Source organism: Arthrobacter sp. 10N44_2, from assembly GCF_056394385.1.
The window spans coordinates 178,845-203,381 of record NZ_JBFTHT010000002.1 but is presented as its reverse complement, the minus strand read 5'-3'; the positions used below and the strand labels follow the sequence as shown (position 1 = coordinate 203,381).

Genomic DNA, 24,537 nt, shown 5'->3' with positions numbered 1-24,537 from the left:
GACTATTAAGGCTTCGCCTCAGCTGCTCTGGAGAGAACTTCAAAGCTCGGGCGGCGAGGCGCAGCGACAAGAGAGCGGCCGCCAACGGCCGCTCCGGATAAAACGGAGAACACGAGAGTGCCTACGATTAACCAGCTGGTCCGCAAGGGCCGCACGCCTAAGGTCAAAAAGACCAAGGCTCCCGCGCTTAACGGCAGCCCGATGCGCCGCGGTGTTTGCACCCGCGTTTACACGACGACCCCGAAGAAGCCGAACTCGGCTCTGCGTAAGGTTGCTCGCGTACGCCTCAACGGCGGCATTGAAGTCACCGCATACATCCCCGGTGTGGGCCACAACCTGCAGGAGCACTCCATTGTGCTCGTCCGCGGCGGCCGCGTGAAGGACCTTCCGGGTGTCCGCTACAAGATCGTCCGTGGCGCCCTCGATACCCAGGGTGTCAAGAACCGTAAGCAGGCTCGCAGCCGCTACGGCGCAAAGATGGAGAAGAAGTAATATGCCTCGCAAGGGTCCGGCCCCCAAGCGGCCGCTAGTTCTAGATCCCGTTTACGGCTCCCCGCTGGTCACCCAGCTCATCAACAAGGTGCTGGTTGACGGCAAGAAGTCCACCGCAGAGCGCATCGTTTACGGTGCACTCGAGGGTGCTCGCGCCAAGTCCGGCGGCGACCCCGTTGCTGCCCTCAAGAAGGCCATGGAGAACGTCAAGCCTTCGCTTGAGGTCCGCTCCCGCCGTGTTGGTGGCGCCACCTACCAGGTTCCCGTTGAGGTCAAGCCGGGCCGTTCCACGGCCCTCGCCCTCCGCTGGCTGGTTGGCTACTCCAAGGCCCGCCGCGAAAAGACCATGACCGAGCGCCTCCAGAACGAAATCCTGGATGCCTCGAACGGTCTCGGTGCCGCTGTGAAGCGTCGCGAAGACACCCACAAGATGGCCGAGTCCAACAAGGCCTTCGCACACTACCGCTGGTAATACTTCCCGGACGCCGCCGGCTCGACTGAGCCGGCGGCGAACGTGCAGTCCATCCGAAAGGGAGACACCGTGGCACAGGACGTGCTTACCGACCTTAGCAAGGTCCGCAATATCGGCATCATGGCCCACATCGATGCCGGCAAGACCACTACTACCGAGCGCATCCTCTTCTACACGGGTGTGAACCACAAGATCGGCGAAACGCACGACGGCGCTTCGACGACTGACTGGATGGAACAGGAAAAGGAACGCGGCATCACCATCACGTCTGCCGCCGTGACCTGCTTCTGGGAAAACAACCAGATCAACATCATCGACACCCCCGGCCACGTGGACTTCACGGTCGAGGTTGAGCGCTCCCTGCGCGTCCTCGACGGCGCAGTCGCCGTGTTCGACGGCAAGGAAGGCGTGGAGCCGCAGTCCGAGACTGTTTGGCGCCAGGCTGACAAGTACAACGTTCCGCGCATCTGCTTCGTCAACAAGATGGACAAGCTCGGCGCTGACTTCTACTTCACCGTCGACACCATCATCAGCCGCCTCGGTGCCAAGCCGCTCGTCATGCAGCTGCCGATCGGCGCCGAGAACGACTTCATCGGCGTCGTCGACCTCCTTTACATGCGTTCGCTGGTCTGGCCCGGCGACGCCAAGGGTGACGTCACCATGGGTGCCAAGTACGAGATCCGCGAGATCCCGGCTGACCTCCAGGCGAAGGCCGAAGAGTACCGCGCAACGCTCATTGAGACCGTTGCCGAGTCCTCCGAGGAACTCATGGAGAAGTACCTTGAGGGCGAAGAGATCAGCATCGATGAGCTCAAGGCCGGCATCCGCAAGATGACGATCAACTCTGAGATCTACCCGGTCTTCTGTGGTTCTGCATTCAAGAACCGCGGCGTTCAGCCCATGCTCGACGCTGTGGTGGACTACCTGCCGAACCCGCTCGACGTCCCGCCGATGATCGGTCACGATCCCCGCGACGAAGAGAAGGAGCTTACCCGTAAGCCCTCCTCTGAAGAGCCCTTCTCCGCACTGGCGTTCAAGATCGCCGCGCACCCCTTCTTCGGCCAGCTGACCTTCGTCCGCGTGTACTCCGGTCACGTGGAAGCAGGCTCGCAGGTGGTCAACTCCACCAAGGGCAAGAAGGAGCGCATCGGCAAGCTGTTCCAGATGCACGCCAACAAGGAAATGCCCGTCGAGGGCGCTACCGCCGGCCACATCTACGCAGCGATCGGCCTCAAGGACACCACCACGGGCGACACCCTGTGCGATCCGGCCAACCAGATTGTCCTCGAGTCCATGAGCTTCCCGGAGCCCGTGATCTCGGTTGCGATCGAGCCGAACACGAAGGGTGACCAGGAGAAGCTCTCCACGGCCATCCAGAAGCTCTCCGCTGAGGACCCGACCTTCCAGGTCTCCCTCAACGAGGACACCGGCCAGACCATCATCGCCGGCATGGGCGAGCTCCACCTGGACATCCTGGTGGACCGCATGCGCCGCGAATTCAAGGTCGAGGCAAACGTTGGCAAGCCGCAGGTTGCTTACCGCGAAACCATCAAGCGTGCTGTAGAGCGTCACGACTACACGCACAAGAAGCAGACCGGTGGTTCCGGCCAGTTCGCAAAGATCCAGATCGCGATCGAGCCGCTGGACACCTCAGGTGGCGAGCTGTACGAGTTCGAGAACAAGGTCACCGGTGGCCGCGTTCCGCGCGAGTACATCCCGTCGGTCGACGCCGGCATCCAGGATGCGCTTAACGACGGCGTCCTGGCCGGTTACCCGGTTGTCGGCATCAAGGCGACGCTGATTGACGGCGCGTACCACGATGTTGACTCCTCGGAAATGGCGTTCAAGATCGCCGGCCGTATGGCTTTCAAGGAAGCCGCACGCAAGGCGAACCCTGTCCTGCTCGAACCGCTGATGGATGTCGAGGTCCGCACCCCTGAGGAATACATGGGTGAAGTTATCGGTGACCTCAACTCCCGCCGTGGCCAGATGCAGTCCATGGAAGATGCCCAGGGCGTCAAGGTTATTCGCGCACACGTCCCGCTGTCCGGCATGTTCGGCTACATCGGTGACCTGCGCTCGAAGACCCAGGGCCGCGCTGTGTACTCCATGACGTTCAACAGCTACGCCGAGGTCCCGAAGGCAGTCGCCGACGAGATCATCCAGAAGAACCGCGGCGAGTAGTCTTCTAGACGCCTCGCAGCAACAAGAAACTCGGGTGCGTCTCCGCCAGCGGAGACACATCTGGTGCAAGTGGCCGGACTCCGGTCAGCTGTAGTCCGGCCAGGCCGGAGTTCGGCCGCCTGCACGAACAGGCTCTAGGCACTAGCATTAGTACCTGAATCTGCAATTTCATCAATCCAAAGCCCCCCAAGTAGACTTACTGGAGTTTCTGCCGCGACAAGCGCGGCCGAAGGGTAAGTCAATTTGAAAACGTTCTAGGAGGAACCTGTGGCAAAGGCAAAGTTCGAGCGGACTAAGCCGCACGTTAACATCGGTACCATTGGTCACGTTGACCACGGTAAGACGACGCTGACGGCCGCCATTTCCAAGGTGCTGTACGACAAGTACCCGACTCTCAACGAGAAGCGTGACTTCGCGTCGATTGACTCTGCTCCCGAAGAGCGTCAGCGCGGCATTACCATCAACATCTCCCACGTTGAGTACCAGACCGAGAAGCGCCACTACGCACACGTAGACGCTCCGGGTCACGCTGACTACATCAAGAACATGATCACCGGCGCTGCTCAGATGGACGGTGCAATCCTCGTGGTTGCCGCCACTGACGGCCCGATGGCTCAGACCCGCGAGCACGTTCTGCTCGCCCGCCAGGTTGGCGTTCCCTACCTGCTGGTCGCGCTGAACAAGGCTGACATGGTTGACGACGAAGAGCTCCTCGACCTCGTTGAAATGGAAGTTCGCGAGCTGCTCAGCTCGCAGGGCTTCGATGGCGACGAGGCTCCGGTTGTTCGTGTTTCCGGCCTGAAGGCCCTCGAAGGCGACCCCGTCTGGGTCAAGTCCGTTGAGGACCTCATGGCTGCTGTCGACGAGTCCGTTCCGGACCCCGTACGTGACCGTGACAAGCCCTTCCTGATGCCGATCGAAGATGTCTTCACGATCACCGGCCGTGGCACCGTTGTTACGGGCCGCGCCGAGCGTGGAACCCTCGCCATCAACTCCGAGGTCGAGATCGTCGGCATCCGCCCGGTCCAGAAGACCACGGTTACCGGTATCGAGATGTTCCACAAGCAGCTCGACGAAGCATGGGCCGGCGAGAACTGTGGCCTCCTGCTCCGCGGTCTGAAGCGCGACGATGTCGAGCGTGGCCAGGTTGTCGTCAAGCCGGGTTCCATCACCCCGCACACCGACTTCGAGGCTAACGTCTACATCCTCTCCAAGGACGAAGGCGGACGTCACAACCCGTTCTACTCCAACTACCGCCCGCAGTTCTACTTCCGCACCACGGACGTAACCGGCGTTATCACCCTGCCGGAAGGCACGGAAATGGTTATGCCCGGCGACAACACTGAGATGACCGTTGCGCTCATCCAGCCGATCGCAATGGAAGAGGGCCTCGGCTTCGCTATCCGCGAAGGCGGCCGCACCGTTGGTTCAGGACGCGTCACCAAGATCATCAAGTAATTACTTGCCGATCTGATGCTTTGCCCCTGATCAGCCAGCCGTCTGGCAGCTGAGAAGAGGATCGGGAACAGCCCCGCTGCACTTGCAGCGGGGCTGTTCCTTTTAAGTTCCTGATACCTTTGCAGGAAGGGAAGGGAGCTCACCATGGGCTGGTTCATTTTTCTGTTGATCGCCGCCGCGGTCGTCGTCGCGTTCTTTTGGGCGAAGAGGCACTTCCGCCAGGAGATCGAGCGCGCCAAGCGCATCAATAGGTCCAACCGCAACCAGTAGCAGCGGCCGGGCGGGGCTCAGGCCCGGCGTGCCCGCGCGAGGGCCTGGTACCAGTAGTACGAGTCTTTCGGCGTGCGCTTGAGGCTCGTGAAATCGACGTGCACCAGGCCGAAGCGCTGCGAGTAGCCGGCCGCCCATTCGAAGTTGTCCATCAGCGTCCAGACGTAATAGCCGAGCAGTTCGACGTCGTGGGCCACGCCCCCGGGGGAGGTCGCCTCCACCGCCTGGCTGAGGTGTGCGGCGAGGTAGCTGATCCGGCCGGCATCGGGAATGGGGCCGGTGACGTGGTCCGGTTCGGGGAAGCTCGCCCCGCTCTCGGTGATGTAGAGCGGCGGCAGCGAGGACCCGTACCGGTCCTTCAGCTCCCGGAGCAGGATCCCCAGATGGTCCGGAGCGACCGGCCAGCCGAATCCTGTGCGTTCATACTCCGGGAACGCGGCCATGTGGAACGGGACTTTCAGCATCGCCTCCGCGGTTGCCGAGGGGCTGTCGACGCCGCGTCCCGTGGCCACCTTCACGGGGTAGTAATAGTTCAGGCCGTAGAAATCCAGCGGCTGGTGGATCGTGGCCAGGTCCGCGTCGCTGATGCTCCGCATTGAACGGAACCACGGCCGGGCGATCAGCGGCAGCCGGGGAAAGCGGCCCAGGAGGATCGGGTCAGCGTAGAGCCGGTTCAGCACGAAGTCGAACACCCTGGCCAGCATCCTGTCTGTTGGCGAACCGGAAGCAGGCCGGACGGGGGAATGCAGGTTCGTGACCCCGATGGCGCCGGCGACGCCCTCCGCGCGCAGCGCCTGAACCGCCAGCCCGTGCCCCAGGAGCTGATGCCGCACCGACGGCAGGGCATCGAAGAGCAGGCCTCGGCCGGGCGCGTGGACGCCCAGGGCGTAGCCGTTCAGGGTAACCGAGGCGGGCTCGTTCAGCGTCACCCACTGCGCCACGCGGTCGCCGAACCGCTTGCCGGCGGCCGCGCTGTACTCGGCGAACCGTTCCGCCGTCGAACGGTTCATCCAGCCGCCCCGGTGCTCGAGGGGCAGCGGCGTATCCCAGTGGTAGAGAGTGGCCATGGGGGAGATGCCGGCGGTGAGGAGCCGGTCGATCAGGCGGTCGTAGAAGTCCAGCCCGGCCGCATTGAAGCGGCCGCTGCCCTCGGGCTGGACCCGCGGCCACGAGATCGAAAAGCGGTAGGAATCGATCCCGAGATCGCGCATCAGTTCGATGTCTTCCTCGGCGCGGTTGTAGTGGTCGCAGGCCACGGCGGGGGAGTGCCCGTGCAGGATGTTGCCGGGCTTTTCGGCAAAGGCGTCCCAGCCGGAGGGTCCGCGGCCGCCGGCGGCAAGGCTGCCCTCGATCTGGAAGGCCGCGGAGGAAACACCAAGGGTGAATCCCGGGCTCAGGCGTGCGGCGAGGGCCTGAACTGCTACAGAGTCCTGCACAGTCATGCCCCTATCATCCATTCGACGGCGATTCAGGACAATGGCCCTCCGGCAGTGATTGCACCGCCGTGCAGAGGGCTGATTCGCTTCTGCCCGCAAATTCCGGCATACTAGATGAGTTGTTCAAGCGCTCTTTCGCGTCCCGATCCGGATAATGCCGGATGCCAGGGTCCAAGTGAGAGACCAAACATAACCCACTCCCCATGGAATTGCGGACGCGTACGTGTGAAAACATGCGACACGCCCGACCGCGGGGGTCGGTTGCGTCGGCAGGTTGAGGAACCCGGATCTTTCCGGATTCAGCTTGTGCGGCGGGTGGTAGTCACGACTTCAAATGCTTCGGCAGCCATACAACTAGTAAGTGAACAGGGCAGCCCTAATCAGGGGAAGCACAGACTGAAAGAGAGTCAGGCGACATGGCGGGACAAAAAATCCGCATCCGGCTGAAGTCATATGACCACGAGGTCATTGACGTTTCAGCACGGAAGATCGTTGAGACGGTCACGCGCGCAGGCGCAACTGTAGTTGGCCCCGTGCCGCTGCCGACGGAGAAGAACGTTTACTGCGTTATTCGCTCTCCGCACAAGTACAAGGACAGCCGCGAGCACTTCGAAATGCGCACGCACAAGCGTCTTATCGACATCATCGACCCCACGCCCAAGGCTGTTGATTCGCTCATGCGTCTCGACCTGCCGGCCGACGTGAACATCGAAATCAAGCTGTAGGGAGGTGCTGAGAGACTATGACCGCAACCCGTAACGTAAAGGGCCTGCTGGGCACGAAGCTCGGCATGACCCAGGTCTGGGACGAGAACAACAAGCTCATCCCCGTCACTGTGGTCCAGGCTGACTCGAACGTCATCACGCAGCTGCGCAACGCAGAAACTGATGGCTATGTCGCCGTTCAGATCGGCTACGGCCAGATCGATCCCCGCAAGGTCACCAAGCCGCTGGCTGGTCACTTTGAAAAGGCAGGCGTCACGCCTCGCCGCCACGTCGTAGAACTGCGCACTGCAGATGCTGACTCTTACGAGCTGGGCCAGGAGCTCTCCGTAGAGCTCTTCGAAGCCGGCCAGAAGATCGACGTCGTTGGCACCACTAAGGGTAAGGGCTTCGCCGGTGTTATGAAGCGTCACGGCTTCCACGGCGTTGGAGCTTCCCACGGTGCCCACAAGAACCACCGTAAGCCCGGTTCAATCGGTGGCGCATCCACCCCGAGCCGCGTCTTCAAGGGCATGAAAATGGCCGGCCGCATGGGCGCCGTTCGTCACACCACGCTGAACCTCACGGTCCACGCGGTTGACGTCGAGAAGTCGCTGCTCCTGATCAAGGGCGCCGTTCCCGGCGCCCGCGGCCAGGTCGTACTCGTACGCACCGCCGTGAAGGGAGCCTAGTTCAATGACTAGCACTGTCAAGGTTGACCTGCCTGCAGAGATCTTCGACGTACAGACCAACGTGCCGCTGCTGCACCAGGTCGTCGTTGCCCAGCTCGCTGCTGCTCGCCAGGGTACCCACAAGACCAAGACCCGCGCCGAGGTTTCCGGTGCAGGTCGCAAGCCGTTCAAGCAGAAGGGCACCGGCCGCGCCCGTCAGGGTTCCATCCGTGCTCCTCACATGACCGGTGGTGGCGTTGTCCACGGCCCCACGCCGCGTGACTACAGCCAGCGCACCCCCAAGAAGATGATTGCTGCTGCACTGCGCGGCGCACTCTCGGACCGCGCCCGCAACGGCCGCGTCCACGTCGTTGCTGACCTGGTTGCCGGCTCCACGCCGTCCTCCAAGGAAGCACTGGCAACCCTGCGCGGAGTTTCCGAGCGCAAGAACCTGCTCGTTGTCATTGAGCGCGCCAACGATGTTGCTGCACTGTCCGTGCGCAACCTCGAGGAAGTTCACGTTCTGTACGCAGACCAGCTGAACACCTACGACGTTCTCGTTTCCGACGACGTAGTCTTCACCAAGGCTGCCTACGAAGCATTCGTTGCTGACAAGGTTGCAAAGAACGAGGAGGATGCCAAGTGAGTGCAGCCACCATCAAAGACCCGCGCGACGTCGTGCTTGCACCCGTTGTCTCGGAAAAGAGCTACGGCCTGATCGACGAGGGCAAGTACACCTTCCTGGTGGACCCCCGCTCGAACAAGACCGAGATCAAGCTGGCCGTGGAGAAGATTTTCTCCGTCAAGGTCGAATCGATCAACACCATCAACCGTGCCGGTAAGCGCAAGCGCACCAAATTCGGCTGGGGTACCCGCAAGAACACCAAGCGTGCAATTGTGAGCCTCAAAGAAGGCACTATCGACATCTTCGGCGGTCCGCTTTCGTAGCGGAGACCACTTTAACGAGGAAATAAATTATGGGAATCCGTAAATACAAGCCGACTACCCCGGGCCGTCGCGGCTCGAGCGTAGCGGACTTCACTGAAATCACGCGGTCGACGCCGGAAAAGTCGTTGGTACGTCCCCTCCCGAAAAAGGGTGGCCGTAACAACTCCGGTAAGATCACGACCCGTCACAAGGGTGGTGGACACAAGCGCCAGTACCGTCTGATCGACTTCCGTCGCCACGACAAGGACGGCGTCAACGCCCGCGTTGCCGAAATCGAGTACGACCCGAACCGCACGGCTCGGATCGCCCTCCTGCACTACGTTGATGGCACCAAGCGTTACATCATCGCCCCGAACAAGCTGTCCCAGGGCGACTTCGTAGAGGCCGGCGCCGACGCTGACATCAAGCCCGGCAACAACCTTCCGCTGCGCAACATCCCGGTCGGTACCGTAATCCACGCAGTCGAACTGCGTCCGGGTGGCGGCGCCAAGATGGGCCGCTCCGCCGGCGCATCGATCCAGCTCGTTGCAAAGGAAGGCCGTTTCGCCCAGCTGCGTCTGCCTTCCGGCGAAATCCGCAACGTTGACGTGCGCTGCCGCGCAACCGTCGGCGAGGTCGGCAACGCCGAGCAGTCGAACATCAACTGGGGCAAGGCCGGCCGTATGCGGTGGAAGGGCGTTCGCCCGACCGTCCGTGGTGTCGCCATGAACCCGGTTGACCACCCCCACGGTGGTGGCGAGGGTAAGACGTCCGGTGGACGTCACCCCGTCAACCCGAACGGTAAGCGCGAAGGCCGCACCCGCCGTCCCAACAAAGAGAGCGACAAGCTTATTGTTCGTCGCCGTCGTACTGGCAAGAACAAGCGATAGGAGCCTGGACACATGCCACGCAGCCTGAAAAAAGGTCCTTTCGTTGACCAGCACCTCTTTGTAAAGGTAGCCAGGGAAAACGAAAAGGGCACCAAGAACGTCATCAAGACCTGGTCCCGCCGTTCGATGATCGTCCCCGACATGCTCGGCCACACGATCGCCGTACACGACGGACGCAAGCACATCCCCGTGTTTGTCACTGAGTCGATGGTCGGGCACAAGCTCGGCGAATTCGCTCCCACGCGGACATTCCGCGGCCATGTCAAGGACGACCGTAAGGGCAAGCGCCGCTAGGCGCCTGCACTTACGTCAAAGACGAGAGAAGGAAAGCAATGGAAGCCAAGGCAATTGCGCGTCACATCCGCGTAACGCCTATGAAGGCCCGGCGCGTCGTCAACCTTGTTCGTGGTAAGCAAGCGAATGAGGCTCTGGCAATTCTGAAGTTTGCCCCCCAGGCAGCTTCGGAGCCGGTATTCAAGGTAGTTCAGTCGGCAATCTCCAACGCCCGGGTCCTCGCGGACCGCGACGGCGTGGCGTTTGACGAAGGTGACCTCATCATCAGCGAAGCGTTTGTTGATGAAGGCCCGACCATGAAGCGGTTCCAGCCGCGAGCCCAGGGTCGTGCATTTCAGATCAAGAAGCGCACGAGCCACATCACCGTGGTAGTCGCTACCCCGGAGAAAGAGGAGGCTCGCTAAGTGGGACAGAAAGTTAACCCGCACGGGTTCCGACTCGGCATCACCACCGATCACGTATCGCACTGGTTCGCCGACAGCACCAAGGCCGGCCAGCGGTACAAGGACTTCGTTCGCGAAGACATCCGTATCCGCCAGCTCATGTCCACGGGCATGGAGCGCGCCGGTATCGCCAAGGTCGAAATCGAGCGCACCCGCGACCGTGTCCGCGTGGATATCCACACGGCACGTCCGGGCATCGTCATCGGCCGCCGCGGCGCTGAAGCAGACCGCATCCGCGGCGAGCTTGAGAAGCTCACGGGCAAGCAGGTTCAGCTGAACATCCTCGAGGTCAAGAACCCCGAGATGGAAGCCCAGCTTGTTGCCCAGGGCGTTGCAGAGCAGCTGACTTCCCGCGTGGCTTTCCGCCGTGCGATGAAGAAGGCCATGCAGTCCGCACAGCGCGCCGGTGCCAAGGGCATCCGGATCGCTTGCTCGGGTCGACTGGGCGGCGCAGAAATGTCCCGCTCGGAGTTCTACCGCGAAGGCCGTGTGCCCCTGCACACCCTGCGTGCGAACATCGACTACGGCTTCTACGAGGCCAAGACCACCTTCGGCCGCATCGGCGTGAAGGTCTGGATCTACAAGGGCGACGTCACTGCCAAGGAACTGGCTCAGCAGGCAGCTGCTGCTCCGTCCCGTGGCCGTGCCGGCGACCGCCCGGGCCGCCCGGGTGGCGCCGACCGTGGTGACCGCCGCCGTCGTCCCGACCGCCCCGCAGCCGAGGCAGCACCTGCCGCCGAAGCTCCGGCTGTCGAAGCCGGTGCCGCAGGCACGGCACAGTCAGTAGAAGGAGGACAGGCTTAAATGCTTATCCCACGTCGAGTCAAGCACCGTAAGCAGCACCACCCGGGTCGTTCCGGCGCTGCTACGGGCGGCACCCAGGTCTCCTTCGGTGAGTGGGGCATCCAGGCGCTGAGCCCGGCCTACGTCACGAACCGTCAGATCGAGTCTGCCCGTATCGCGATGACCCGCCACATCAAGCGTGGCGGAAAGGTCTGGATCAACATTTACCCGGACCGTCCGCTGACGAAGAAGCCGGCCGAAACCCGCATGGGTTCCGGTAAGGGTTCTCCGGAATGGTGGGTCTCAAACGTCAAGCCGGGCCGGGTTCTCTTCGAACTCTCCGGTGTCAGTGAAGAGGTAGCTCGCGAGGCCCTGCGCCTGGCAATCCACAAGCTGCCGTTGAAGGCACGCATTGTGCGTCGCGAAGGTGGTGAGTAGAAATGGCAGTAGGATCCAAGGAACTTGCATCCGCACAGCTGGACGGTTTCGACAACGAGCGTCTCGTTGAAGAACTCCGCAAGGCCAAGGAAGAGCTGTTCAACCTGCGTTTCCAGTCCGCCACCGGTCAGCTGGAGAACCACGGTCGTCTGCGCGCGGTAAAGAAGGACATCGCCCGCATCTACACCGTTCTCCGTGAGCGCGAGCTCGGCATTCGTGCCGAGGTTGCCGCACCGGTTGTGGAAGCCAAGGAAGAGAAGAAGTCCAAGAAGGCTGCAACCAAGAAGGCTGAGAAGGCTGAAACGGTTGAATCCGAGGAGGATGCCAAGTGAGTGAAAAGGACGAGAACGTGACGGAAACTGTTTCCGACGCAGCCAAGGCTGACGAGCGCGGTTACCGTAAGACGAAGCGCGGCTACGTCGTCTCGGACAAGATGGAAAAGACCATCACTGTCCAGGTCGAAGACCGCGTGAAGCACGCCCTCTACGGCAAGGTCATCCGCCGCAACGCCAAGATCAAGGCTCACGACGAAGAGAACAGCGCCGGCATCGGCGACCTCGTGCTCCTCGCCGAGACCCGCCCGCTGTCCGCTACCAAGCGGTGGCGTCTGGTCGAGATCCTCGAGAAGGCCAAGTAACACCTGCACCTGTTTGTCTGGTGATACAGCAGAAGCCCTCGTTCCCCTTTGGGGGAGCGGGGGCTTCTGCGTTGCCGGCAGCCGCCGCAGCCGGCAGCCTGCGACTGGCGGCAGCAGTTTACCGTGTTCGTCACGCGAAGCAGCCTTCGGGGGGCTTACGACGGGGGGCTTACGACGCCGGCGGGCCGGGTTCCCGGGGTGCGCGGCGGCGGGCGGACCCAAAGCCTGTCCGGCGAGGCGGCGTGGCGGCTGCGCGGGAGGGGTGTGCGGGCTCCATGGCTGTGATATGGGGATACGCCCAAAACGTGCTAAGATTTTGAGTTTGTATGGCGCCTTTTGCGCGCCGTCATCAACCTCGTAAACAATCGTGCCACGGCATAGTGCCCCCTTGCGCCCCGACTCGTCGGGAACCGCCTGGGAAGCAAATGTTTTTGGCACGGGCGTTTAGGCCTGGTCTGGCAAAATCCAGGCAGGTCAAGAGACACCCCGATCAACCGTTCCGCAAGGCTCATTCCGTAGGAAGATTTTCGGTCTGAGAACCAGCGCGACGCAAGGAGTAAATAGTGATTCAGCAGGAGTCGCGACTCAAGGTCGCCGACAACACGGGTGCTAAGGAAATCCTTACCATTCGCGTTCTCGGTGGATCTGGCCGTCGCTACGCAGGCATTGGCGACGTAATCGTCGCTACCGTCAAGGACGCAATTCCGGGCGGCAACGTAAAGAAGGGCGACGTCGTCAAGGCTGTCATCGTCCGTACCAAGAAGGAACGCCGCCGTGCGGATGGTTCCTACATCAAGTTTGACGAGAACGCAGCCGTCATCCTGAAGAACGACGGTGACCCCCGCGGTACCCGTATCTTCGGACCGGTTGGTCGTGAACTTCGCGACAAGAAGTTCATGAAGATCGTTTCTCTGGCTCCGGAGGTGCTCTAGTCCATGGCTAAGATCAAAAAGGGTGACCTCGTTCAGGTCATCACTGGCGCCAAGGCTGAGCGCGGCGGCGACAAGGGTAAGCAGGGCAAGGTTCTGCGCGTGTACCCGGAGACCAACCGCGTGTTGGTTGAAGGCATTAACCGCGTAACCAAGCACACCAAGGTCGGTCAGTCGCAGCGCGGCACCAAGACCGGTGGCATCGAGGTCGTCGAGGCTTCGATCCACATCTCCAACGTGGCTCTGGTTGACCCGTCCACCAAGAAGCCCACCCGCGTCGGTTTCCGCACCGAGACCGTTGAGCGCGATGGCGTGAAGCGTGACGTGCGCGTCCGCGTGGCCAAGAGCTCAGGGAAGGACATCTAATGACTGAGACTCTCGAGACTCCGGCAAGCAAGATCGTTCCTCGTCTGAAGACCAAGTACGCCGATTCCATCAAGAACACGCTGACTGAGGAATTCAAGTACCAGAACGTCAACCAGGTTCCCCGCCTGGTGAAGGTCGTTGTGAACATGGGTGTTGGAGATGCCGCCAAGGACTCCAAGCTGATCGACGGCGCTGTCCGCGATCTGACCCTGATCACCGGCCAGAAGCCGCAGGTAACCAAGGCCCGCAAGTCGATCGCACAGTTCAAGCTGCGCGAAGGCATGCCGATCGGTGCACACGCAACTCTGCGTGGGGACCGCATGTGGGAATTCCTGGACCGTCTGGTCACGCTGGCCCTGCCGCGTATCCGCGACTTCCGTGGCCTCAGCGGCAAGCAGTTCGATGGCAACGGCAACTACACCTTCGGTCTGACCGAGCAGGTTATGTTCCACGAGATCGACCAGGATTCCATTGACCGCGTTCGCGGTATGGACATCACCGTCGTGACCACTGCCAAGACCGACGACGAAGGCCGCGCGCTGCTGAAGGCGCTTGGCTTCCCGTTCAAGACCGAAGACTAATCTAGCTACGTAAAAGGTCCGCCCGCGCTCCTTTCCGAATTCTGTTCGGGACAACCAGCACGGCGGAAACCGTTATGAGGAAGGGCAAGAGCCCACATGACAATGACAGATCCCGTCGCAGACATGCTTACGCGTCTGCGCAACGCTAACTCGGCATACCACGATTCCGTGACCATGCCGTACAGCAAGCTCAAGGCACGCGTTGCCGACATCCTGAAGGCTGAAGGTTACATCGCCTCCTGGAAAGAAGAAGACGCTGAGGTTGGCAAGAAGCTGACCCTCGAGCTCAAGTTCGGTCCGAACCGCGAGCGTTCAATCGCTGGCGTTCGTCGTATTTCCAAGCCGGGACTGCGCGTTTACGCAAAGTCCACCAACCTGCCGCACGTGCTCGGTGGCCTGGGTGTCGCAATCCTGTCCACCTCTTCCGGCCTCTTGACTGACAAGCAGGCCGGCAAGAAGGGCGTGGGCGGCGAAGTCCTCGCTTACGTCTGGTAACGGGAAAGGAAGAGAATAATGTCACGTATTGGACGTCTCCCCATCACCGTTCCTGCCGGCGTTGAGGTCAAGGTTGACGGCTCTGTCGTCAGCGTCAAGGGTTCCAAAGGCGAGCTGAGCCACACTGTGGCCAGCCCGATCGAGGTTTCCCTGGAAGATGGCACCCTGACTGTCGCCCGCCCGAACGACGAGCGCGCCTCACGTTCGCTGCACGGCCTGACCCGCACCCTGATCGCCAACATGATCCAGGGTGTCACCGCAGGCTACGAGAAGAAGCTTGAGATTGTCGGTACCGGTTACCGCGTCCAGGCCAAGGGTTCTGACCTGGAGTTCGCTCTGGGCTACAGCCACCCGGTCAACGTCTCGGCACCGAACGGCATCACCTTTGCAGTTGAGACCCCGACCAAGCTCTCTGTTTCAGGTATCTCCAAGCAGCAGGTCGGCGAGGTTGCTGCCAACATTCGCAAGCTGCGGAAGCCGGACCCCTACAAGGGCAAGGGCATCCGTTACGCAGGCGAAGTCATCCGCCGCAAGGTCGGAAAGGCTGGTAAGTAACCATGGCGATCGCAATTAACAAGAAGCGTACGAACAAGAGCAAGTCTGCCCAGCGCAGCCGCCGCCAGCTTCGTATCCGCAAGCGCATCTCCGGAACGGCTGTACGCCCGCGTCTGGTCGTCAACCGCTCCGCACGTCACGTATTCGTCCAGGTTGTCGATGACACCAAGGGCCTGACCGTGGCAAGCGCCTCCACACTGGAAGCCGACCTTCGTGCATTCGACGGTGACAAGACCGCCAAGGCCAAGCGCGTTGGCGAACTGGTCGCCGAGCGTGCCAAGGCTGCCGGTATCGAAGCAGTTGTCTTCGACCGCGGTGGTAACAAGTACCACGGCCGGATCGCCGCCGTCGCTGACGGCGCACGTGAAGGTGGGCTGGCACTGTGACCGAAAATAACGAAAAGGACATTCAGGTGACTGAAGCTGTAGCTGCTCCGGCAACTGAGACCGCTGCGCCTGCTACCACTGACGACCGCCGTGGTGGCGCTCGTCGTGGCGAGCGTGGCGACCGCGGCCAGGGCCGTGGCGACCGTGGCGGCCGTGGTGGCCGTGACGGCGGCCGCGAGGCCGAGAAGAGCCAGTTCGTAGAGCGCGTCGTAACCATCAACCGCGTTTCCAAGGTCGTCAAGGGTGGTCGTCGCTTCAGCTTCACCGCCCTCGTCGTCGTCGGTGACGGCAACGGCATGGTCGGCGTCGGCTACGGCAAGGCAAAGGAAGTTCCTGCCGCTATCGCGAAGGGCGTTGAAGAGGCCAAGAAGTCCTTCTTCCGCGTTCCCCGCATCGGCAGCACCATCCCGCACCGCGTTCAGGGTGAGGCCGCCGCAGGCGTCGTCATGCTGCGCCCGGCTTCCGCCGGTACCGGTGTTATCGCCGGTGGCCCGGTCCGTGCAGTACTGGAGTGCGTGGGCATCCACGACATCCTCTCCAAGTCGCTCGGTTCTTCCAACGCCATCAACATCGTTCACGCGACCGTTGACGCGCTGAAGCGCCTCGAAGAGCCGGCAGCAGTGGCAGCACGCCGCGGCCTTCCGCTCGACGAGATCGCCCCGCCGGCAATGGTCAAGGCGCTCCTGAACCAGAAGGCAGGTGTCTGAGTCATGGCTAAGAACGTGCTTGTCTCCGACGCAAAGTTGGAGATCACTCAGATCAAGTCCGCCATTGGCGGCAAGCAGAACCAGCGCGACACCCTGCGGTCCCTCGGCCTGAAGCGGATCGGACACACCGTTGTCCGCACCGCCGACGCCGTGACCGTCGGGATGCTCAACACGGTTCCGCACCTGGTAAAGGTAGAGGAGGCGAAGTAAATGGCAGAGAAGAACACCGCCGAAAAGGCACAGGGCGCCGCTGAGAAGCAGAACGCACTGAAGGTTCACCACCTGCGTCCCGCCCCGGGTGCCAAGACCGCCAAGACCCGTGTTGGTCGTGGTGAAGGTTCCAAGGGTAAGACCGCTGGTCGCGGTACCAAGGGTACGAAGGCCCGCTACCAGATCAAGGCTGGCTTTGCCGGCGGCCAGCTGCCGCTGCACATGCGCCTGCCGAAGCTGCGCGGCTTCAAGAACCCGTTCCGGGTTGAGTACCAGGTTGTAAACCTGGACAAGCTCAACGAGCTGTTCCCGGAAGGTGGCGCTGTCACCGTGGAGAACCTGGTCGAAAAGGGTGCCGTTCGTAAGAACCAGCCCGTCAAGGTGCTGGGCACCGGCGACATCACCGTCAAGGTTGACGTCACCGTCCACGCATTCTCGGCCAGCGCTGCTGACAAGATTGCTGCAGCAGGCGGAAGCACCACCGCCCTCTAACGAGGCGGCGGGGCAGTTGCCCGTTGTTGAAACTCCCGGTACCAGGGGCTCAGGCCCCCGGTGCCGGGAGTTTTTTTCATTTTCCGGGCCCCGCCGATTGTTCGCGGGGCGCATCCACCCGTTAGACTCGGTTGTTGGGTTTATTTGACCTGTCTCACACGACTTTACTTATTACTCAGGAGGACGCTTGCTTAGCGCATTTGGCCGGGCCTTTCGCACGCCTGATCTGCGACGCAAGTTGTTGTTCACGCTGGGAATCATCACAATCTTCCGCTTGGGTGCCTTCATCCCCTCGCCTGGTGTGAGCTACCAGAATGTCCAGCAATGCTTGCAGAACGGTCAGACCTCGGGCGGGATCTACCAGCTCGTCAACCTGTTCAGCGGCGGTGCATTGCTGCAGGTGTCCATCTTTGCCCTCGGCATCATGCCGTACATCACCGCCAGCATCATCGTCCAGCTGCTCCGGGTGGTCATTCCCCGCTTCCAGCAGCTGTACGAGGAGGGCGCGTCAGGGCAGTCGAAACTGACCCAGTACACCCGCTACCTCACGATCGCACTTGGCCTGCTCAATGCCACGACACTGGTGTCGCTGGCACGCTCCGGCCAGCTGCTGCCTAACTGCCAGCTGCCCATCATCCCGGACAGCTCGATCGTCACCACGGTCCTGATCATCATCACGCTCACGGCCGGCACCGGCCTGATCATGTGGATGGGCGAGCTCGTGACGGAAAAGGGCGTCGGCAACGGCATGTCCCTGCTGATCTTCACGTCCATCGCCGCAGGCTTCCCCGGCTCGCTCGGTGCGATCTGGAAGGCCCAGGGCCCCGGCACGTTCTTCCTGGTCCTGATCATCGGCCTGCTCACCGTGGCGCTCGTGGTCTTCGTGGAGCAGTCCCAGCGCCGGATCCCGGTGCAGTACGCCAAGCGGATGATCGGCCGCCGCACGGTCGGCGGAACCAGCACCTACATCCCCATCAAGGTGAACATGGCCGGCGTCGTGCCCGTCATCTTTGCCTCGTCCATGCTCTACCTGCCGGGGCTGATCTCACAGTTCAACCAGCCCAAGGCCGGCGAGCCGGTACAGCCCTGGGTTGAGTGGATCAACAACAACCTCACCAAGGGCGACCACCCGATCTATATGGCACTGTATTTCGCCATGATTGTGTTTTTCACCTACTTCTATGTTGCGATTACTTTCAACCCCGAAGAGGTCTCGGACAACATGAAGAAGTACGGCGGCTTCATTCCGGGCATCCGCGCCGGCAAGCCGACCGCGGACTATCTTCAGTACGTCCTATCCCGGATCACCCTGCCCGGCGCCTTCTACCTCGGCTTCGTGGCATTGATCCCGCTGGTTGCACTGGTCCTGATTAACGCGAACCAGAACTTCCCGTTCGGCGGCACCTCGATCCTGATCATGGTGGGCGTCGGTCTGGAGACCGTGAAGCAGATTGATGCGCAACTACAGCAACGTCACTACGAAGGGCTTTTGCGATGACGAGAATGTTGATTATCGGACCTCCCGGGTCCGGCAAGGGAACGCAGGCGGAACGCATTTCAGAACGCCTCGGCGTCGTTGCGATCTCCACCGGAGACATCTTCCGCGCCAACGTCAAGGGTGAGACTCCGCTCGGCGTCGAAGCCAAGAAGTACATGGACGCCGGCGACTTCGTCCCGGACAGCGTCACCAACAAGATGGTGCGCGACCGCCTCAATGAGGACGACGTCGAGGCAGGCTTCCTGCTCGACGGGTACCCGCGCACCACCGCGCAGGTGGACTACCTCGAAGACATCCTCGCTGGCGCTGACCAGAAGCTCGACGTCGTGCTCCAGCTCACCGCTGACGACGAGGAACTGGTTACCCGCCTCCTGGGCCGTGCCAAGGAAACCGGCCGCAGCGACGATAACGAAGGCGTTATCCGTCACCGGCTGGACCTGTACCACGAGCAGACCGAACCTGTGGTGGCCAAGTATGCCGAACGCGGCATCCTGACCCAGGTGGACGGCATCGGTGCCATCGACGAAGTCACCGAGCGCGTCATGGAAGCGATCAAGTCGGCCCAGGCCGCCTGATCCTCACCCCCTGATCCACGCATGCTCATTGCGGCTGACGCAGAACAGAGACGCAGTGCAGAAGGGCGCGTTCCGTACCATCGGGTACGGAACGCGCCCTTCGGCGTTGGGCGGCCCCGCAGCGAGCCCGTTCCGAACCGTTGAACCGGTACGGGAGAATAGAGCTTGAAGACTTGGGTTGATGACCCATGGTGGAGGTCCGGGATCCAGCCCGCCCGGACCGCGAGAGAAAATTTTGAGGTAGCGATGGCATTCGGCCAGGCACGCATTGAATACAAGACCAACGCCCAGATGTGCACGATGCACGAGGCCGGACTGGTCCTGAGCCGGGCACTGGATGCGGCGGTGGCCGCCGCGGCCCCCGGCGTCACCACTGCCCGGCTGGATGAGGTCTTCGCCGCCGTGCTTCAGGACGCCGGCGCCAAGTCCAACTTCCTCGGCTACCACGGGTTCCCGGCCACGATCTGCACCTCGGTGAACGAAGAGGTGGTGCACGGCATCCCCGGCGGCCGGGTCCTGGCGGACGGCGACATCATCTCGATCGACGGCGGCGCGATCGTGGACGGCTGGCACTCCGATTCGGCGCGGACCGTGATTGTCGGCACCGCCGATCCCGAAGACGTTCGCCTCTCCGAGGTTACCGAGGAAGCCATGTGGCGTGGCATCGCAGCCCTGGCCACCGGGAAATTCGTGGGTGATATCGGCAACGCCGTGGACGACTACGTCTCCTCCGTGCCGGGCAAACCGCTGGGCATCCTGGAGGACTATGTAGGGCACGGAATCGGCTCCGAGATGCACATGGCGCCGGACGTGCTGAACTACCGCACCGGCCACCGCGGGCCGAAGATCCGCCCGGGGCTGTGCCTCGCAATCGAGCCCATGCTGGTTCGGGGCAGCATCGAGACCGCAATCCTGGACGACGACTGGACCGTCGTCACCACGGATGGCAAGCGCTCCTGCCAGTGGGAGCACTCGGTGGCCGTGCACGAGAAGGGGATCTGGGTCCTCTCGGCACCTGACGGAGGAGCGGCGAAACTGGCGCCGCTCGGCGTCGTGCCCGTCCCGATTCCCTAGGCCCGACTTACACGGCGACTCGCGAGTTTTTCTGGCGACGCGCAAAATCCCTGGCGACACCGGAATACGGTAGCGCCAGGGATTTTGCGTGTCGCAGGTCAGCCGGGGCGCACAATGGAGCCATGGGAGCAACAGGAGCCATCACAGACGTGGCCGGCATCCGGATAGGCCAGGTCCAGAAGTCCGGCGACGGCTGGCTGAGCGGAGTGACTGTGGTTCTCCCGCCGCCGGGCACCGTCGGCTCGGTCGACGTCCGGGGCGGCGGGCCTGCGACGCATGAGACGGACTCACTGGATCCCACCACGCTGTCCCAGACCGTGGACGCCGTGGTCCTGACCGGGGGCAGCGCCTTTGGCCTCGCAGCCGCGGGCGGCGCCATGCGCTGGTGCGAGGAGAACGGCCGAGGCTTCACGGTCCCCGGCGGGCTTGTTCCGATCGTGCCGGCGGCCGCGATTTTCGACCTGGGCCGCGGCGGCGATTTCTCCGCCCGCCCCGGAGAGGCGATGGGCTACGCGGCGACGGCCGCCGCCGCCGGGCAGCCGGAAGGGCACGACGTCGAACGCGGCAACGTCGGCGCCGGCACAGGAGCGGCAATCGGCAGGGGCACGTACAAAGGGGGAGTGGGCACAGCCTCCCTCACCTTAGAAAACGGGGTGACCGTCGGCGCCATTGCGGTCGTCAACGCGCTCGGACTGCCGTGGGGCACATCGCCGCAGCAGGCGGAACCCGGCAGCGTGCGTCTAAGCGACGAAGGAGCGAGCACGCAGAGGGTTTCGGCTGTTGGGGCGGGAGGTGAGGCCGAAGCCGCAGACTACGGCGTTGGCGGTACGCCCCCGCCGCTCAACACCACGCTCGTCGTCGTCGCCACGGACGCCGTCCTGGACAAGGCGGACTGCAAACGCACCGCCTCGGCGGCCCATGCCGGACTGGCCCGGGCTTTGAATCCAAGCCACACCCTCGCCGACGGCGATACCGTGTTCGCGCTGGCGACGGGCGCCGTCGCGCTTGACCGCAGCACGCCGGCGGCCCGGCAGATCAGCCTCATTACCCTGCAGAGCGCGGCCGCCGACGTCGTCCGGCTGGCCATCCTCGACGGGATCTCGCAGGCGGAGGCAGTGACGACGGCGGCCGGGACGCTAGGTGCGTACGGACGCTGAGTGCGCTACGATGGGCGGATTTAACTTCGGATTTAACAATCGGGCCGCGATGGCGTAGTGTTGTCTGTTGGTTGTCTGCCCCGTTGTGCCCTTTTGGGGTCGGGTGGCACCAGCCAATCAATCAAAAACGTCCGCGGTCATGACCGGTGCAAACCGGGAGGCTGCGGCAACAACAGTTAGCGGAGGGTATGGCCAAGAAGGACGGGGTCATTGAGATCGAGGGCGTTGTGACCGAGGCGCTGCCCAATGCGATGTTTCGCGTTGAGCTCACCAACAAGCACATCGTTCTGGCACACATCTCTGGAAAGATGCGCCAGCACTACATCAGGATCCTCCCCGAGGACCGCGTAGTGGTGGAGCTGAGCCCTTACGACCTGACACGTGGTCGTATCGTCTACCGCTACAAGTAAACACTGGGCGGCCAGGGCAACAGCCGAGGGCCGGTCCAGCTGACCAACTGCAACACGCAAAGGAACGCCATGAAGGTCAAGCCGAGCGTCAAGCAGATCTGCGAAAAGTGCAAAGTGATCCGCCGTAATGGCCGGGTCATGGTGATCTGCGAGAACCCGCGCCACAAGCAGCGCCAGGGCTAATTTCCTTCACGGGAAATCCTGGGTTGCTAACCCACGCAAGTAAATAAAGGCAGCACAAGCTGAACTGGGACGTATGAGCCCGGACAGCTAACCCCCGGTCGGAGGCTGGGGCCGCACTGAACATGCGGGTGTACTGCCTACGACCTCCGGTTTATACAAGGAGTACTGCCAATATGGCTCGTCTCGCTGGCGTAGACATTCCCCGCGAAAAGCGGCTGGAAATTGCGCTTACTTACATCTACGGCGTGGGCAAGACCCGTGCACACGAAACCCTGGCTGCTACCGGCATCAGCGCTGACGTTCGGGTCAAGGACCTGACCGACGCGCAGCTGGTTGAGCTGCGTGACTACATTGAAGGCAACTACAAGGTTGAGGGTGACCTTCGCCGCGAAGTAGCCGCTGATATCCGCCGCAAGGTTGAAATCGGCAGCTACGAAGGTATTCGCCACCGCAAGGGCCTGCCAGTGCGCGGTCAGCGTACGAAGACGAACGCGCGTACCCGCAAGGGTCCGAAGCGCACCGTCGCAGGCAAGAAGAAGGCCCGTTAATCCCTGAGGGATTAACTCGGTTTTCCCCCGATAACTTTCTGTAGGAGAAAAAATGCCCCCGAAGACTCGTGGCGCGGTTCGCAAGCCGCGTAAGAAGGACAAGAAGAATATCGCGCTGGGCCAGGCGCACATCAAGAGCACCTTTAACAACACCATCGTGTCCATCACGGACCCGAACGGTGCTGTCATCTCCTGGGCTTCGTCCGGTGAGGTTGGCTTCAAGGGCTCGCGTAAGTCCACCCCGTTCGCTGCCCAGATGGCCGCCGAAGCCGCCGCAAAGCGTGCACAGGAGCACGGCATGCGCAAGGTTGACGTGTTCGTCAAGGGACCGGGTTCCGGACGCGAAACCGCCATCCGCTCGCTGCAGGCCGCTGGCCTCGAGGTTGGCTCCATCCAGGACGTCACCCCCAGCGCCCACAACGGCTGCCGTCCGCCGAAGCGCCGCCGCGTCTAAGGCTTTCCAGCGCCCAGGAGCTTGCCCGGACCCTCACCGGTCCGGGCAGGCCCGGCCGCGTTAAGTCTTCAGACCGATCTTTCCACCACCTGTGTTGCGTCATATAGCGGATGCTCGCCGAAAGGAAACCTAAGTGCTCATTGCACAGCGCCCCACCCTCTCCGAAGAGGTCGTCTCCGAAAACCGCTCACGGTTCATCATCGAACCGCTGGAGCCGGGCTTTGGTTACACCCTCGGAAACTCCCTCCGCCGTACCCTGCTCTCCTCCATCCCCGGTGCCTCTGTAACGAGCATCCGGATCGATGGCGTGCTGCACGAGTTCACCACGGTTCCGGGTGTCAAGGAAGATGTCACTGAGATCATCCTGAACATCAAGAACCTGTCGGTTTCCTCCGAGCACGACGAGCCGGTTGTTGCTTACCTGCGCAAGCAGGGACCGGGAGTCGTCACCGCCGCGGACATCGCTCCGCCGGCCGGCGTCGAATTCCACAACCCGGATCTGCACATTGCCACGCTGAACTCGAAGGGCAAGTTCGAACTCGAACTGACCATCGAGCGCGGTCGCGGCTACGTTTCGGCAGCTCAGAACAAGTCCGGCGACTCCGAGATCGGCCGCATCCCGGTCGACTCGATCTACTCGCCGGTTCTGAAGGTTACTTTCCGCGTGGAAGCTACCCGTGTTGAGCAGCGCACTGACTTCGACAAGCTCATTGTCGACGTCGAGACCAAGCAGGCAATCGCCCCGCGCGACGCCGTTGCTTCGGCAGGTACCACCCTGGTGGAACTGTTCGGTCTGGCCCGCGAGCTGAACACCGCAGCTGAAGGTATCGAGATCGGTCCGTCGCCGACGGACGCTGCCCTGGCAGCCGACATGGCACTGCCGATCGAGGATCTGGACCTGACGGTCCGTTCCTACAACTGCCTCAAGCGTGAGGGCATCCACACCGTGGGTGAACTCGTTGCCCGCTCCGAGGCTGACCTCATGGACATCCGCAACTTCGGCGCGAAGTCCATTGATGAGGTCAAGGCCAAGCTGGTCGAACTGGGCCTGTCCCTCAAGGACTCCCCTCCCGGTTTCGATCTCGCAGCACGTGCCGCAGCCATCGAAGAGGACGACGCCGCGTTCAGCGACGACGAGCTCTAACCAACAGATCTTGGCCGGCTGGCTGGATGCACCCTGGTGTGCGCAGCCCAACGGCTTCCAATGAGGAGAAACTATAATGCCTACCCCCGCTAAGGGTCCGCGCCTCGGAGGCGGAGCGGCTCACGAGCGTCTTATGCTCGCGAACCTGTCCGCCGCACTTTTCGAGCACAAGCGGATCACCACCACGGTGACCAAGGCCAAGCGCCTGAAGCCGTACGCCGAGCGCCTGGTGACTTTCGCCAAGCGTGGCGACCTCGCGTCCCGCCGTCGTGTACTCGGCCTGATCAGCAACAAGGGCGTCGTCCACGAGCTGTTCACCGACATTGCACAGGCAGTGGAAAACCGCGATGGCGGCTACACCCGCATCACCAAGATCGGCAACCGCAAGGGCGACAACGCTCCCATGGCTGTCATCGAACTGGTTCTCGAGCCGGTTTCCGCAAAGCAGGCCGTGGTAGCCGAGGCTACCTCTGCTGCCAAGCGCGACGCTGACAAGAAGGACGCCGAAAAGGCCGAAGCAGCTCCGGTTGCCGAGACCGAAGAGGCTGCTGAGACCGAAGAGGCTCCAGTCGCTGAGACCGAAGCCGCTACCGAAGAGGCTCCGGCCGCTGAGGAAGCAGCCGCTGAGTCCGAGAAGGACGCGAAGTAATTCGCTAAATCTTTCTTATAGACTTAAG

36 protein-coding genes are annotated in these 24,537 nt (G+C 62.3%); 35 read left to right on the top strand and 1 reads right to left on the bottom strand.

The annotated features are described in order from the left end of the window. Nucleotides 1–117: 117 nt before the first annotated feature. The 5 genes from rpsL (at nucleotide 118) to AC1DBX_RS03915 (ending at nucleotide 4,876) form a co-directional block, all read left to right on the top strand. Nucleotides 118–492: a 30S ribosomal protein S12 gene (gene rpsL / locus AC1DBX_RS03935; protein ID WP_018773658.1), complete on the top strand. Its 375-nt coding sequence runs from the start codon at nucleotides 118–120 to the stop codon at nucleotides 490–492. A 1-nt stretch (nucleotide 493) separates the two neighbouring features. After that, on the top strand, nucleotides 494–964 hold the full coding sequence (gene rpsG / locus AC1DBX_RS03930) for a 30S ribosomal protein S7 (RefSeq protein ID WP_011692813.1): 471 nt from the start codon (nucleotides 494–496) through the stop codon (nucleotides 962–964). Between the two features lie 69 nt (nucleotides 965–1,033). Further along, nucleotides 1,034–3,148 carry an elongation factor G gene (gene fusA, locus AC1DBX_RS03925; protein ID WP_079550516.1) on the top strand — a complete coding sequence of 705 codons (2,115 nt, stop codon included), beginning with the start codon at nucleotides 1,034–1,036 and terminating at the stop codon, nucleotides 3,146–3,148. Between the two features lie 267 nt (nucleotides 3,149–3,415). Then, nucleotides 3,416–4,606, top strand: a complete 1,191-nt coding sequence (gene tuf, locus AC1DBX_RS03920; RefSeq protein WP_018773660.1) for an elongation factor Tu — start codon at nucleotides 3,416–3,418, stop codon at nucleotides 4,604–4,606. Between the two features lie 144 nt (nucleotides 4,607–4,750). Beyond that, nucleotides 4,751–4,876, top strand: a complete 126-nt coding sequence (locus AC1DBX_RS03915) for a hypothetical protein (RefSeq protein WP_256860042.1) — start codon at nucleotides 4,751–4,753, stop codon at nucleotides 4,874–4,876. A gap of 17 nt (nucleotides 4,877–4,893) precedes the next feature. On the opposite strand, the gene AC1DBX_RS03910 is transcribed toward AC1DBX_RS03915, so the two are convergent. Beyond that, nucleotides 4,894–6,318 carry a GH1 family beta-glucosidase gene (locus AC1DBX_RS03910; RefSeq protein ID WP_476931115.1) on the bottom strand — a complete coding sequence of 475 codons (1,425 nt, stop codon included), beginning with the start codon at nucleotides 6,316–6,318 and terminating at the stop codon, nucleotides 4,894–4,896. A gap of 410 nt (nucleotides 6,319–6,728) precedes the next feature. Between AC1DBX_RS03910 and rpsJ the strand changes: the two genes are divergently transcribed. From rpsJ to rplQ, 30 genes are all read left to right on the top strand, one after another. Then, nucleotides 6,729–7,037, top strand: coding sequence for a 30S ribosomal protein S10 (rpsJ, locus tag AC1DBX_RS03905; protein ID WP_003803825.1), 309 nt, complete (start codon nucleotides 6,729–6,731; stop codon nucleotides 7,035–7,037). A 17-nt stretch (nucleotides 7,038–7,054) separates the two neighbouring features. After that, nucleotides 7,055–7,705, top strand: coding sequence for a 50S ribosomal protein L3 (gene rplC / locus AC1DBX_RS03900; RefSeq protein ID WP_003803812.1), 651 nt, complete (start codon nucleotides 7,055–7,057; stop codon nucleotides 7,703–7,705). Between the two features lie 4 nt (nucleotides 7,706–7,709). Further along, a complete protein-coding gene (gene rplD / locus AC1DBX_RS03895; protein WP_028275117.1) occupies nucleotides 7,710–8,330 on the top strand; it encodes a 50S ribosomal protein L4 in 621 nt (206 codons plus the stop codon). Continuing rightward, a complete protein-coding gene (gene rplW, locus AC1DBX_RS03890) occupies nucleotides 8,327–8,632 on the top strand; it encodes a 50S ribosomal protein L23 (RefSeq protein WP_018773664.1) in 306 nt (101 codons plus the stop codon). The genes rplD and rplW overlap by 4 nt, the downstream gene beginning before the upstream one ends. 29 nt (nucleotides 8,633–8,661) lie before the next feature. Then, a complete protein-coding gene (gene rplB, locus AC1DBX_RS03885) occupies nucleotides 8,662–9,501 on the top strand; it encodes a 50S ribosomal protein L2 (RefSeq protein ID WP_026266473.1) in 840 nt (279 codons plus the stop codon). Nucleotides 9,502–9,513: 12 nt separating this feature from the next. Then, nucleotides 9,514–9,795 carry a 30S ribosomal protein S19 gene (gene rpsS / locus AC1DBX_RS03880; protein ID WP_018773666.1) on the top strand — a complete coding sequence of 94 codons (282 nt, stop codon included), beginning with the start codon at nucleotides 9,514–9,516 and terminating at the stop codon, nucleotides 9,793–9,795. Nucleotides 9,796–9,833: 38 nt separating this feature from the next. Then, nucleotides 9,834–10,199 carry a 50S ribosomal protein L22 gene (gene rplV / locus AC1DBX_RS03875; RefSeq protein ID WP_003803798.1) on the top strand — a complete coding sequence of 122 codons (366 nt, stop codon included), beginning with the start codon at nucleotides 9,834–9,836 and terminating at the stop codon, nucleotides 10,197–10,199. After that, the gene (rpsC, locus tag AC1DBX_RS03870) at nucleotides 10,200–11,042 is read left to right on the top strand and encodes a 30S ribosomal protein S3 (protein WP_028275116.1); all 843 of its coding nucleotides are present in this window, start codon (nucleotides 10,200–10,202) and stop codon (nucleotides 11,040–11,042) included. After that, a complete protein-coding gene (gene rplP / locus AC1DBX_RS03865) occupies nucleotides 11,043–11,459 on the top strand; it encodes a 50S ribosomal protein L16 (RefSeq protein WP_018773668.1) in 417 nt (138 codons plus the stop codon). Between the two features lie 2 nt (nucleotides 11,460–11,461). Continuing rightward, a complete protein-coding gene (gene rpmC / locus AC1DBX_RS03860) occupies nucleotides 11,462–11,791 on the top strand; it encodes a 50S ribosomal protein L29 (protein ID WP_018773669.1) in 330 nt (109 codons plus the stop codon). Next, entirely contained in the window at nucleotides 11,788–12,096 is a 309-nt protein-coding gene (gene rpsQ / locus AC1DBX_RS03855) for a 30S ribosomal protein S17 (protein ID WP_018773670.1), read from the top strand. Before rpmC ends, rpsQ begins: the two co-directional genes overlap by 4 nt. Before the next feature lie 563 nt (nucleotides 12,097–12,659). Beyond that, the gene (gene rplN, locus AC1DBX_RS03850; RefSeq protein ID WP_003803789.1) at nucleotides 12,660–13,028 is read left to right on the top strand and encodes a 50S ribosomal protein L14; all 369 of its coding nucleotides are present in this window, start codon (nucleotides 12,660–12,662) and stop codon (nucleotides 13,026–13,028) included. A gap of 3 nt (nucleotides 13,029–13,031) precedes the next feature. Further along, entirely contained in the window at nucleotides 13,032–13,391 is a 360-nt protein-coding gene (gene rplX / locus AC1DBX_RS03845) for a 50S ribosomal protein L24 (protein WP_028275000.1), read from the top strand. Beyond that, nucleotides 13,391–13,972, top strand: a complete 582-nt coding sequence (gene rplE / locus AC1DBX_RS03840; protein ID WP_018773672.1) for a 50S ribosomal protein L5 — start codon at nucleotides 13,391–13,393, stop codon at nucleotides 13,970–13,972. Before rplX ends, rplE begins: the two co-directional genes overlap by 1 nt. A 96-nt stretch (nucleotides 13,973–14,068) precedes the next feature. Then, nucleotides 14,069–14,467 carry a 30S ribosomal protein S8 gene (gene rpsH, locus AC1DBX_RS03835; protein WP_018773673.1) on the top strand — a complete coding sequence of 133 codons (399 nt, stop codon included), beginning with the start codon at nucleotides 14,069–14,071 and terminating at the stop codon, nucleotides 14,465–14,467. A gap of 18 nt (nucleotides 14,468–14,485) precedes the next feature. Continuing rightward, the gene (rplF, locus tag AC1DBX_RS03830; protein WP_011692797.1) at nucleotides 14,486–15,022 is read left to right on the top strand and encodes a 50S ribosomal protein L6; all 537 of its coding nucleotides are present in this window, start codon (nucleotides 14,486–14,488) and stop codon (nucleotides 15,020–15,022) included. Nucleotides 15,023–15,024: 2 nt separating this feature from the next. Then, the gene (rplR, locus tag AC1DBX_RS03825) at nucleotides 15,025–15,408 is read left to right on the top strand and encodes a 50S ribosomal protein L18 (protein ID WP_018773674.1); all 384 of its coding nucleotides are present in this window, start codon (nucleotides 15,025–15,027) and stop codon (nucleotides 15,406–15,408) included. Nucleotides 15,409–15,434: 26 nt separating this feature from the next. Beyond that, a complete protein-coding gene (gene rpsE, locus AC1DBX_RS03820; RefSeq protein ID WP_173403037.1) occupies nucleotides 15,435–16,115 on the top strand; it encodes a 30S ribosomal protein S5 in 681 nt (226 codons plus the stop codon). A 3-nt stretch (nucleotides 16,116–16,118) separates the two neighbouring features. Further along, nucleotides 16,119–16,325, top strand: a complete 207-nt coding sequence (gene rpmD, locus AC1DBX_RS03815) for a 50S ribosomal protein L30 (protein WP_018773676.1) — start codon at nucleotides 16,119–16,121, stop codon at nucleotides 16,323–16,325. Beyond that, nucleotides 16,326–16,817: a 50S ribosomal protein L15 gene (gene rplO / locus AC1DBX_RS03810; protein ID WP_018773677.1), complete on the top strand. Its 492-nt coding sequence runs from the start codon at nucleotides 16,326–16,328 to the stop codon at nucleotides 16,815–16,817. Nucleotides 16,818–17,004: 187 nt separating this feature from the next. After that, nucleotides 17,005–18,315, top strand: coding sequence for a preprotein translocase subunit SecY (gene secY / locus AC1DBX_RS03805; protein ID WP_026266474.1), 1,311 nt, complete (start codon nucleotides 17,005–17,007; stop codon nucleotides 18,313–18,315). A 5-nt stretch (nucleotides 18,316–18,320) separates the two neighbouring features. Continuing rightward, nucleotides 18,321–18,890, top strand: coding sequence for an adenylate kinase (locus AC1DBX_RS03800; RefSeq protein ID WP_173403039.1), 570 nt, complete (start codon nucleotides 18,321–18,323; stop codon nucleotides 18,888–18,890). 246 nt (nucleotides 18,891–19,136) lie between these two features. Continuing rightward, on the top strand, nucleotides 19,137–19,964 hold the full coding sequence (gene map, locus AC1DBX_RS03795; protein ID WP_476931114.1) for a type I methionyl aminopeptidase: 828 nt from the start codon (nucleotides 19,137–19,139) through the stop codon (nucleotides 19,962–19,964). Between the two features lie 122 nt (nucleotides 19,965–20,086). After that, on the top strand, nucleotides 20,087–21,121 hold the full coding sequence (locus tag AC1DBX_RS03790; RefSeq protein WP_476858993.1) for a P1 family peptidase: 1,035 nt from the start codon (nucleotides 20,087–20,089) through the stop codon (nucleotides 21,119–21,121). Nucleotides 21,122–21,309: 188 nt separating this feature from the next. Continuing rightward, nucleotides 21,310–21,531 (top strand): translation initiation factor IF-1, encoded by a 222-nt coding sequence (gene infA / locus AC1DBX_RS03785; protein ID WP_009358723.1) that lies wholly within the window; start codon nucleotides 21,310–21,312, stop codon nucleotides 21,529–21,531. Nucleotides 21,532–21,600: 69 nt separating this feature from the next. Next, complete coding sequence (rpmJ, locus tag AC1DBX_RS03780) at nucleotides 21,601–21,714, top strand: 50S ribosomal protein L36 (protein WP_009358722.1); 114 nt, start codon at nucleotides 21,601–21,603, stop codon at nucleotides 21,712–21,714. A gap of 173 nt (nucleotides 21,715–21,887) precedes the next feature. Then, nucleotides 21,888–22,262: a 30S ribosomal protein S13 gene (gene rpsM / locus AC1DBX_RS03775; protein WP_028275004.1), complete on the top strand. Its 375-nt coding sequence runs from the start codon at nucleotides 21,888–21,890 to the stop codon at nucleotides 22,260–22,262. Between the two features lie 52 nt (nucleotides 22,263–22,314). Further along, nucleotides 22,315–22,716, top strand: a complete 402-nt coding sequence (rpsK, locus tag AC1DBX_RS03770; protein ID WP_018773682.1) for a 30S ribosomal protein S11 — start codon at nucleotides 22,315–22,317, stop codon at nucleotides 22,714–22,716. Nucleotides 22,717–22,849: 133 nt separating this feature from the next. Continuing rightward, complete coding sequence (locus AC1DBX_RS03765) at nucleotides 22,850–23,860, top strand: DNA-directed RNA polymerase subunit alpha (RefSeq protein ID WP_018773683.1); 1,011 nt, start codon at nucleotides 22,850–22,852, stop codon at nucleotides 23,858–23,860. A 76-nt stretch (nucleotides 23,861–23,936) separates the two neighbouring features. Then, nucleotides 23,937–24,509 carry a 50S ribosomal protein L17 gene (gene rplQ / locus AC1DBX_RS03760; protein WP_028275005.1) on the top strand — a complete coding sequence of 191 codons (573 nt, stop codon included), beginning with the start codon at nucleotides 23,937–23,939 and terminating at the stop codon, nucleotides 24,507–24,509. The last annotated feature ends 28 nt before the right edge of the window (nucleotides 24,510–24,537 follow it).

Excerpts from the sequence above, each read along its gene's own strand:
- rpsG (WP_011692813.1), top strand. The coding sequence starts at position 494 with ATGCCTCGCAAGGGTCCGGCCCCCAAGCGGCCGCTAGTTCTAGATCCC.
- AC1DBX_RS03915 (WP_256860042.1), top strand. The coding sequence starts at position 4,751 with ATGGGCTGGTTCATTTTTCTGTTGATCGCCGCCGCGGTCGTCGTCGCG.
- AC1DBX_RS03910 (WP_476931115.1), bottom strand. The coding sequence starts at position 6,318 with ATGACTGTGCAGGACTCTGTAGCAGTTCAGGCCCTCGCCGCACGCCTG.
- rpsJ (WP_003803825.1), top strand. The coding sequence starts at position 6,729 with ATGGCGGGACAAAAAATCCGCATCCGGCTGAAGTCATATGACCACGAG.
- rplC (WP_003803812.1), top strand. The coding sequence starts at position 7,055 with ATGACCGCAACCCGTAACGTAAAGGGCCTGCTGGGCACGAAGCTCGGC.
- rplD (WP_028275117.1), top strand. The coding sequence starts at position 7,710 with ATGACTAGCACTGTCAAGGTTGACCTGCCTGCAGAGATCTTCGACGTA.
- rplB (WP_026266473.1), top strand. The coding sequence starts at position 8,662 with ATGGGAATCCGTAAATACAAGCCGACTACCCCGGGCCGTCGCGGCTCG.
- rpsS (WP_018773666.1), top strand. The coding sequence starts at position 9,514 with ATGCCACGCAGCCTGAAAAAAGGTCCTTTCGTTGACCAGCACCTCTTT.
- rplV (WP_003803798.1), top strand. The coding sequence starts at position 9,834 with ATGGAAGCCAAGGCAATTGCGCGTCACATCCGCGTAACGCCTATGAAG.
- rplP (WP_018773668.1), top strand. The coding sequence starts at position 11,043 with ATGCTTATCCCACGTCGAGTCAAGCACCGTAAGCAGCACCACCCGGGT.
- rpmC (WP_018773669.1), top strand. The coding sequence starts at position 11,462 with ATGGCAGTAGGATCCAAGGAACTTGCATCCGCACAGCTGGACGGTTTC.
- rplX (WP_028275000.1), top strand. The coding sequence starts at position 13,032 with ATGGCTAAGATCAAAAAGGGTGACCTCGTTCAGGTCATCACTGGCGCC.
- rplE (WP_018773672.1), top strand. The coding sequence starts at position 13,391 with ATGACTGAGACTCTCGAGACTCCGGCAAGCAAGATCGTTCCTCGTCTG.
- rpsH (WP_018773673.1), top strand. The coding sequence starts at position 14,069 with ATGACAATGACAGATCCCGTCGCAGACATGCTTACGCGTCTGCGCAAC.
- rplF (WP_011692797.1), top strand. The coding sequence starts at position 14,486 with ATGTCACGTATTGGACGTCTCCCCATCACCGTTCCTGCCGGCGTTGAG.
- rplR (WP_018773674.1), top strand. The coding sequence starts at position 15,025 with ATGGCGATCGCAATTAACAAGAAGCGTACGAACAAGAGCAAGTCTGCC.
- rpmD (WP_018773676.1), top strand. The coding sequence starts at position 16,119 with ATGGCTAAGAACGTGCTTGTCTCCGACGCAAAGTTGGAGATCACTCAG.
- rplO (WP_018773677.1), top strand. The coding sequence starts at position 16,326 with ATGGCAGAGAAGAACACCGCCGAAAAGGCACAGGGCGCCGCTGAGAAG.
- AC1DBX_RS03800 (WP_173403039.1), top strand. The coding sequence starts at position 18,321 with ATGTTGATTATCGGACCTCCCGGGTCCGGCAAGGGAACGCAGGCGGAA.
- map (WP_476931114.1), top strand. The coding sequence starts at position 19,137 with ATGGCATTCGGCCAGGCACGCATTGAATACAAGACCAACGCCCAGATG.
- AC1DBX_RS03790 (WP_476858993.1), top strand. The coding sequence starts at position 20,087 with ATGGGAGCAACAGGAGCCATCACAGACGTGGCCGGCATCCGGATAGGC.
- infA (WP_009358723.1), top strand. The coding sequence starts at position 21,310 with ATGGCCAAGAAGGACGGGGTCATTGAGATCGAGGGCGTTGTGACCGAG.
- rpmJ (WP_009358722.1), top strand. The coding sequence starts at position 21,601 with ATGAAGGTCAAGCCGAGCGTCAAGCAGATCTGCGAAAAGTGCAAAGTG.
- rpsM (WP_028275004.1), top strand. The coding sequence starts at position 21,888 with ATGGCTCGTCTCGCTGGCGTAGACATTCCCCGCGAAAAGCGGCTGGAA.
- rpsK (WP_018773682.1), top strand. The coding sequence starts at position 22,315 with ATGCCCCCGAAGACTCGTGGCGCGGTTCGCAAGCCGCGTAAGAAGGAC.
- rplQ (WP_028275005.1), top strand. The coding sequence starts at position 23,937 with ATGCCTACCCCCGCTAAGGGTCCGCGCCTCGGAGGCGGAGCGGCTCAC.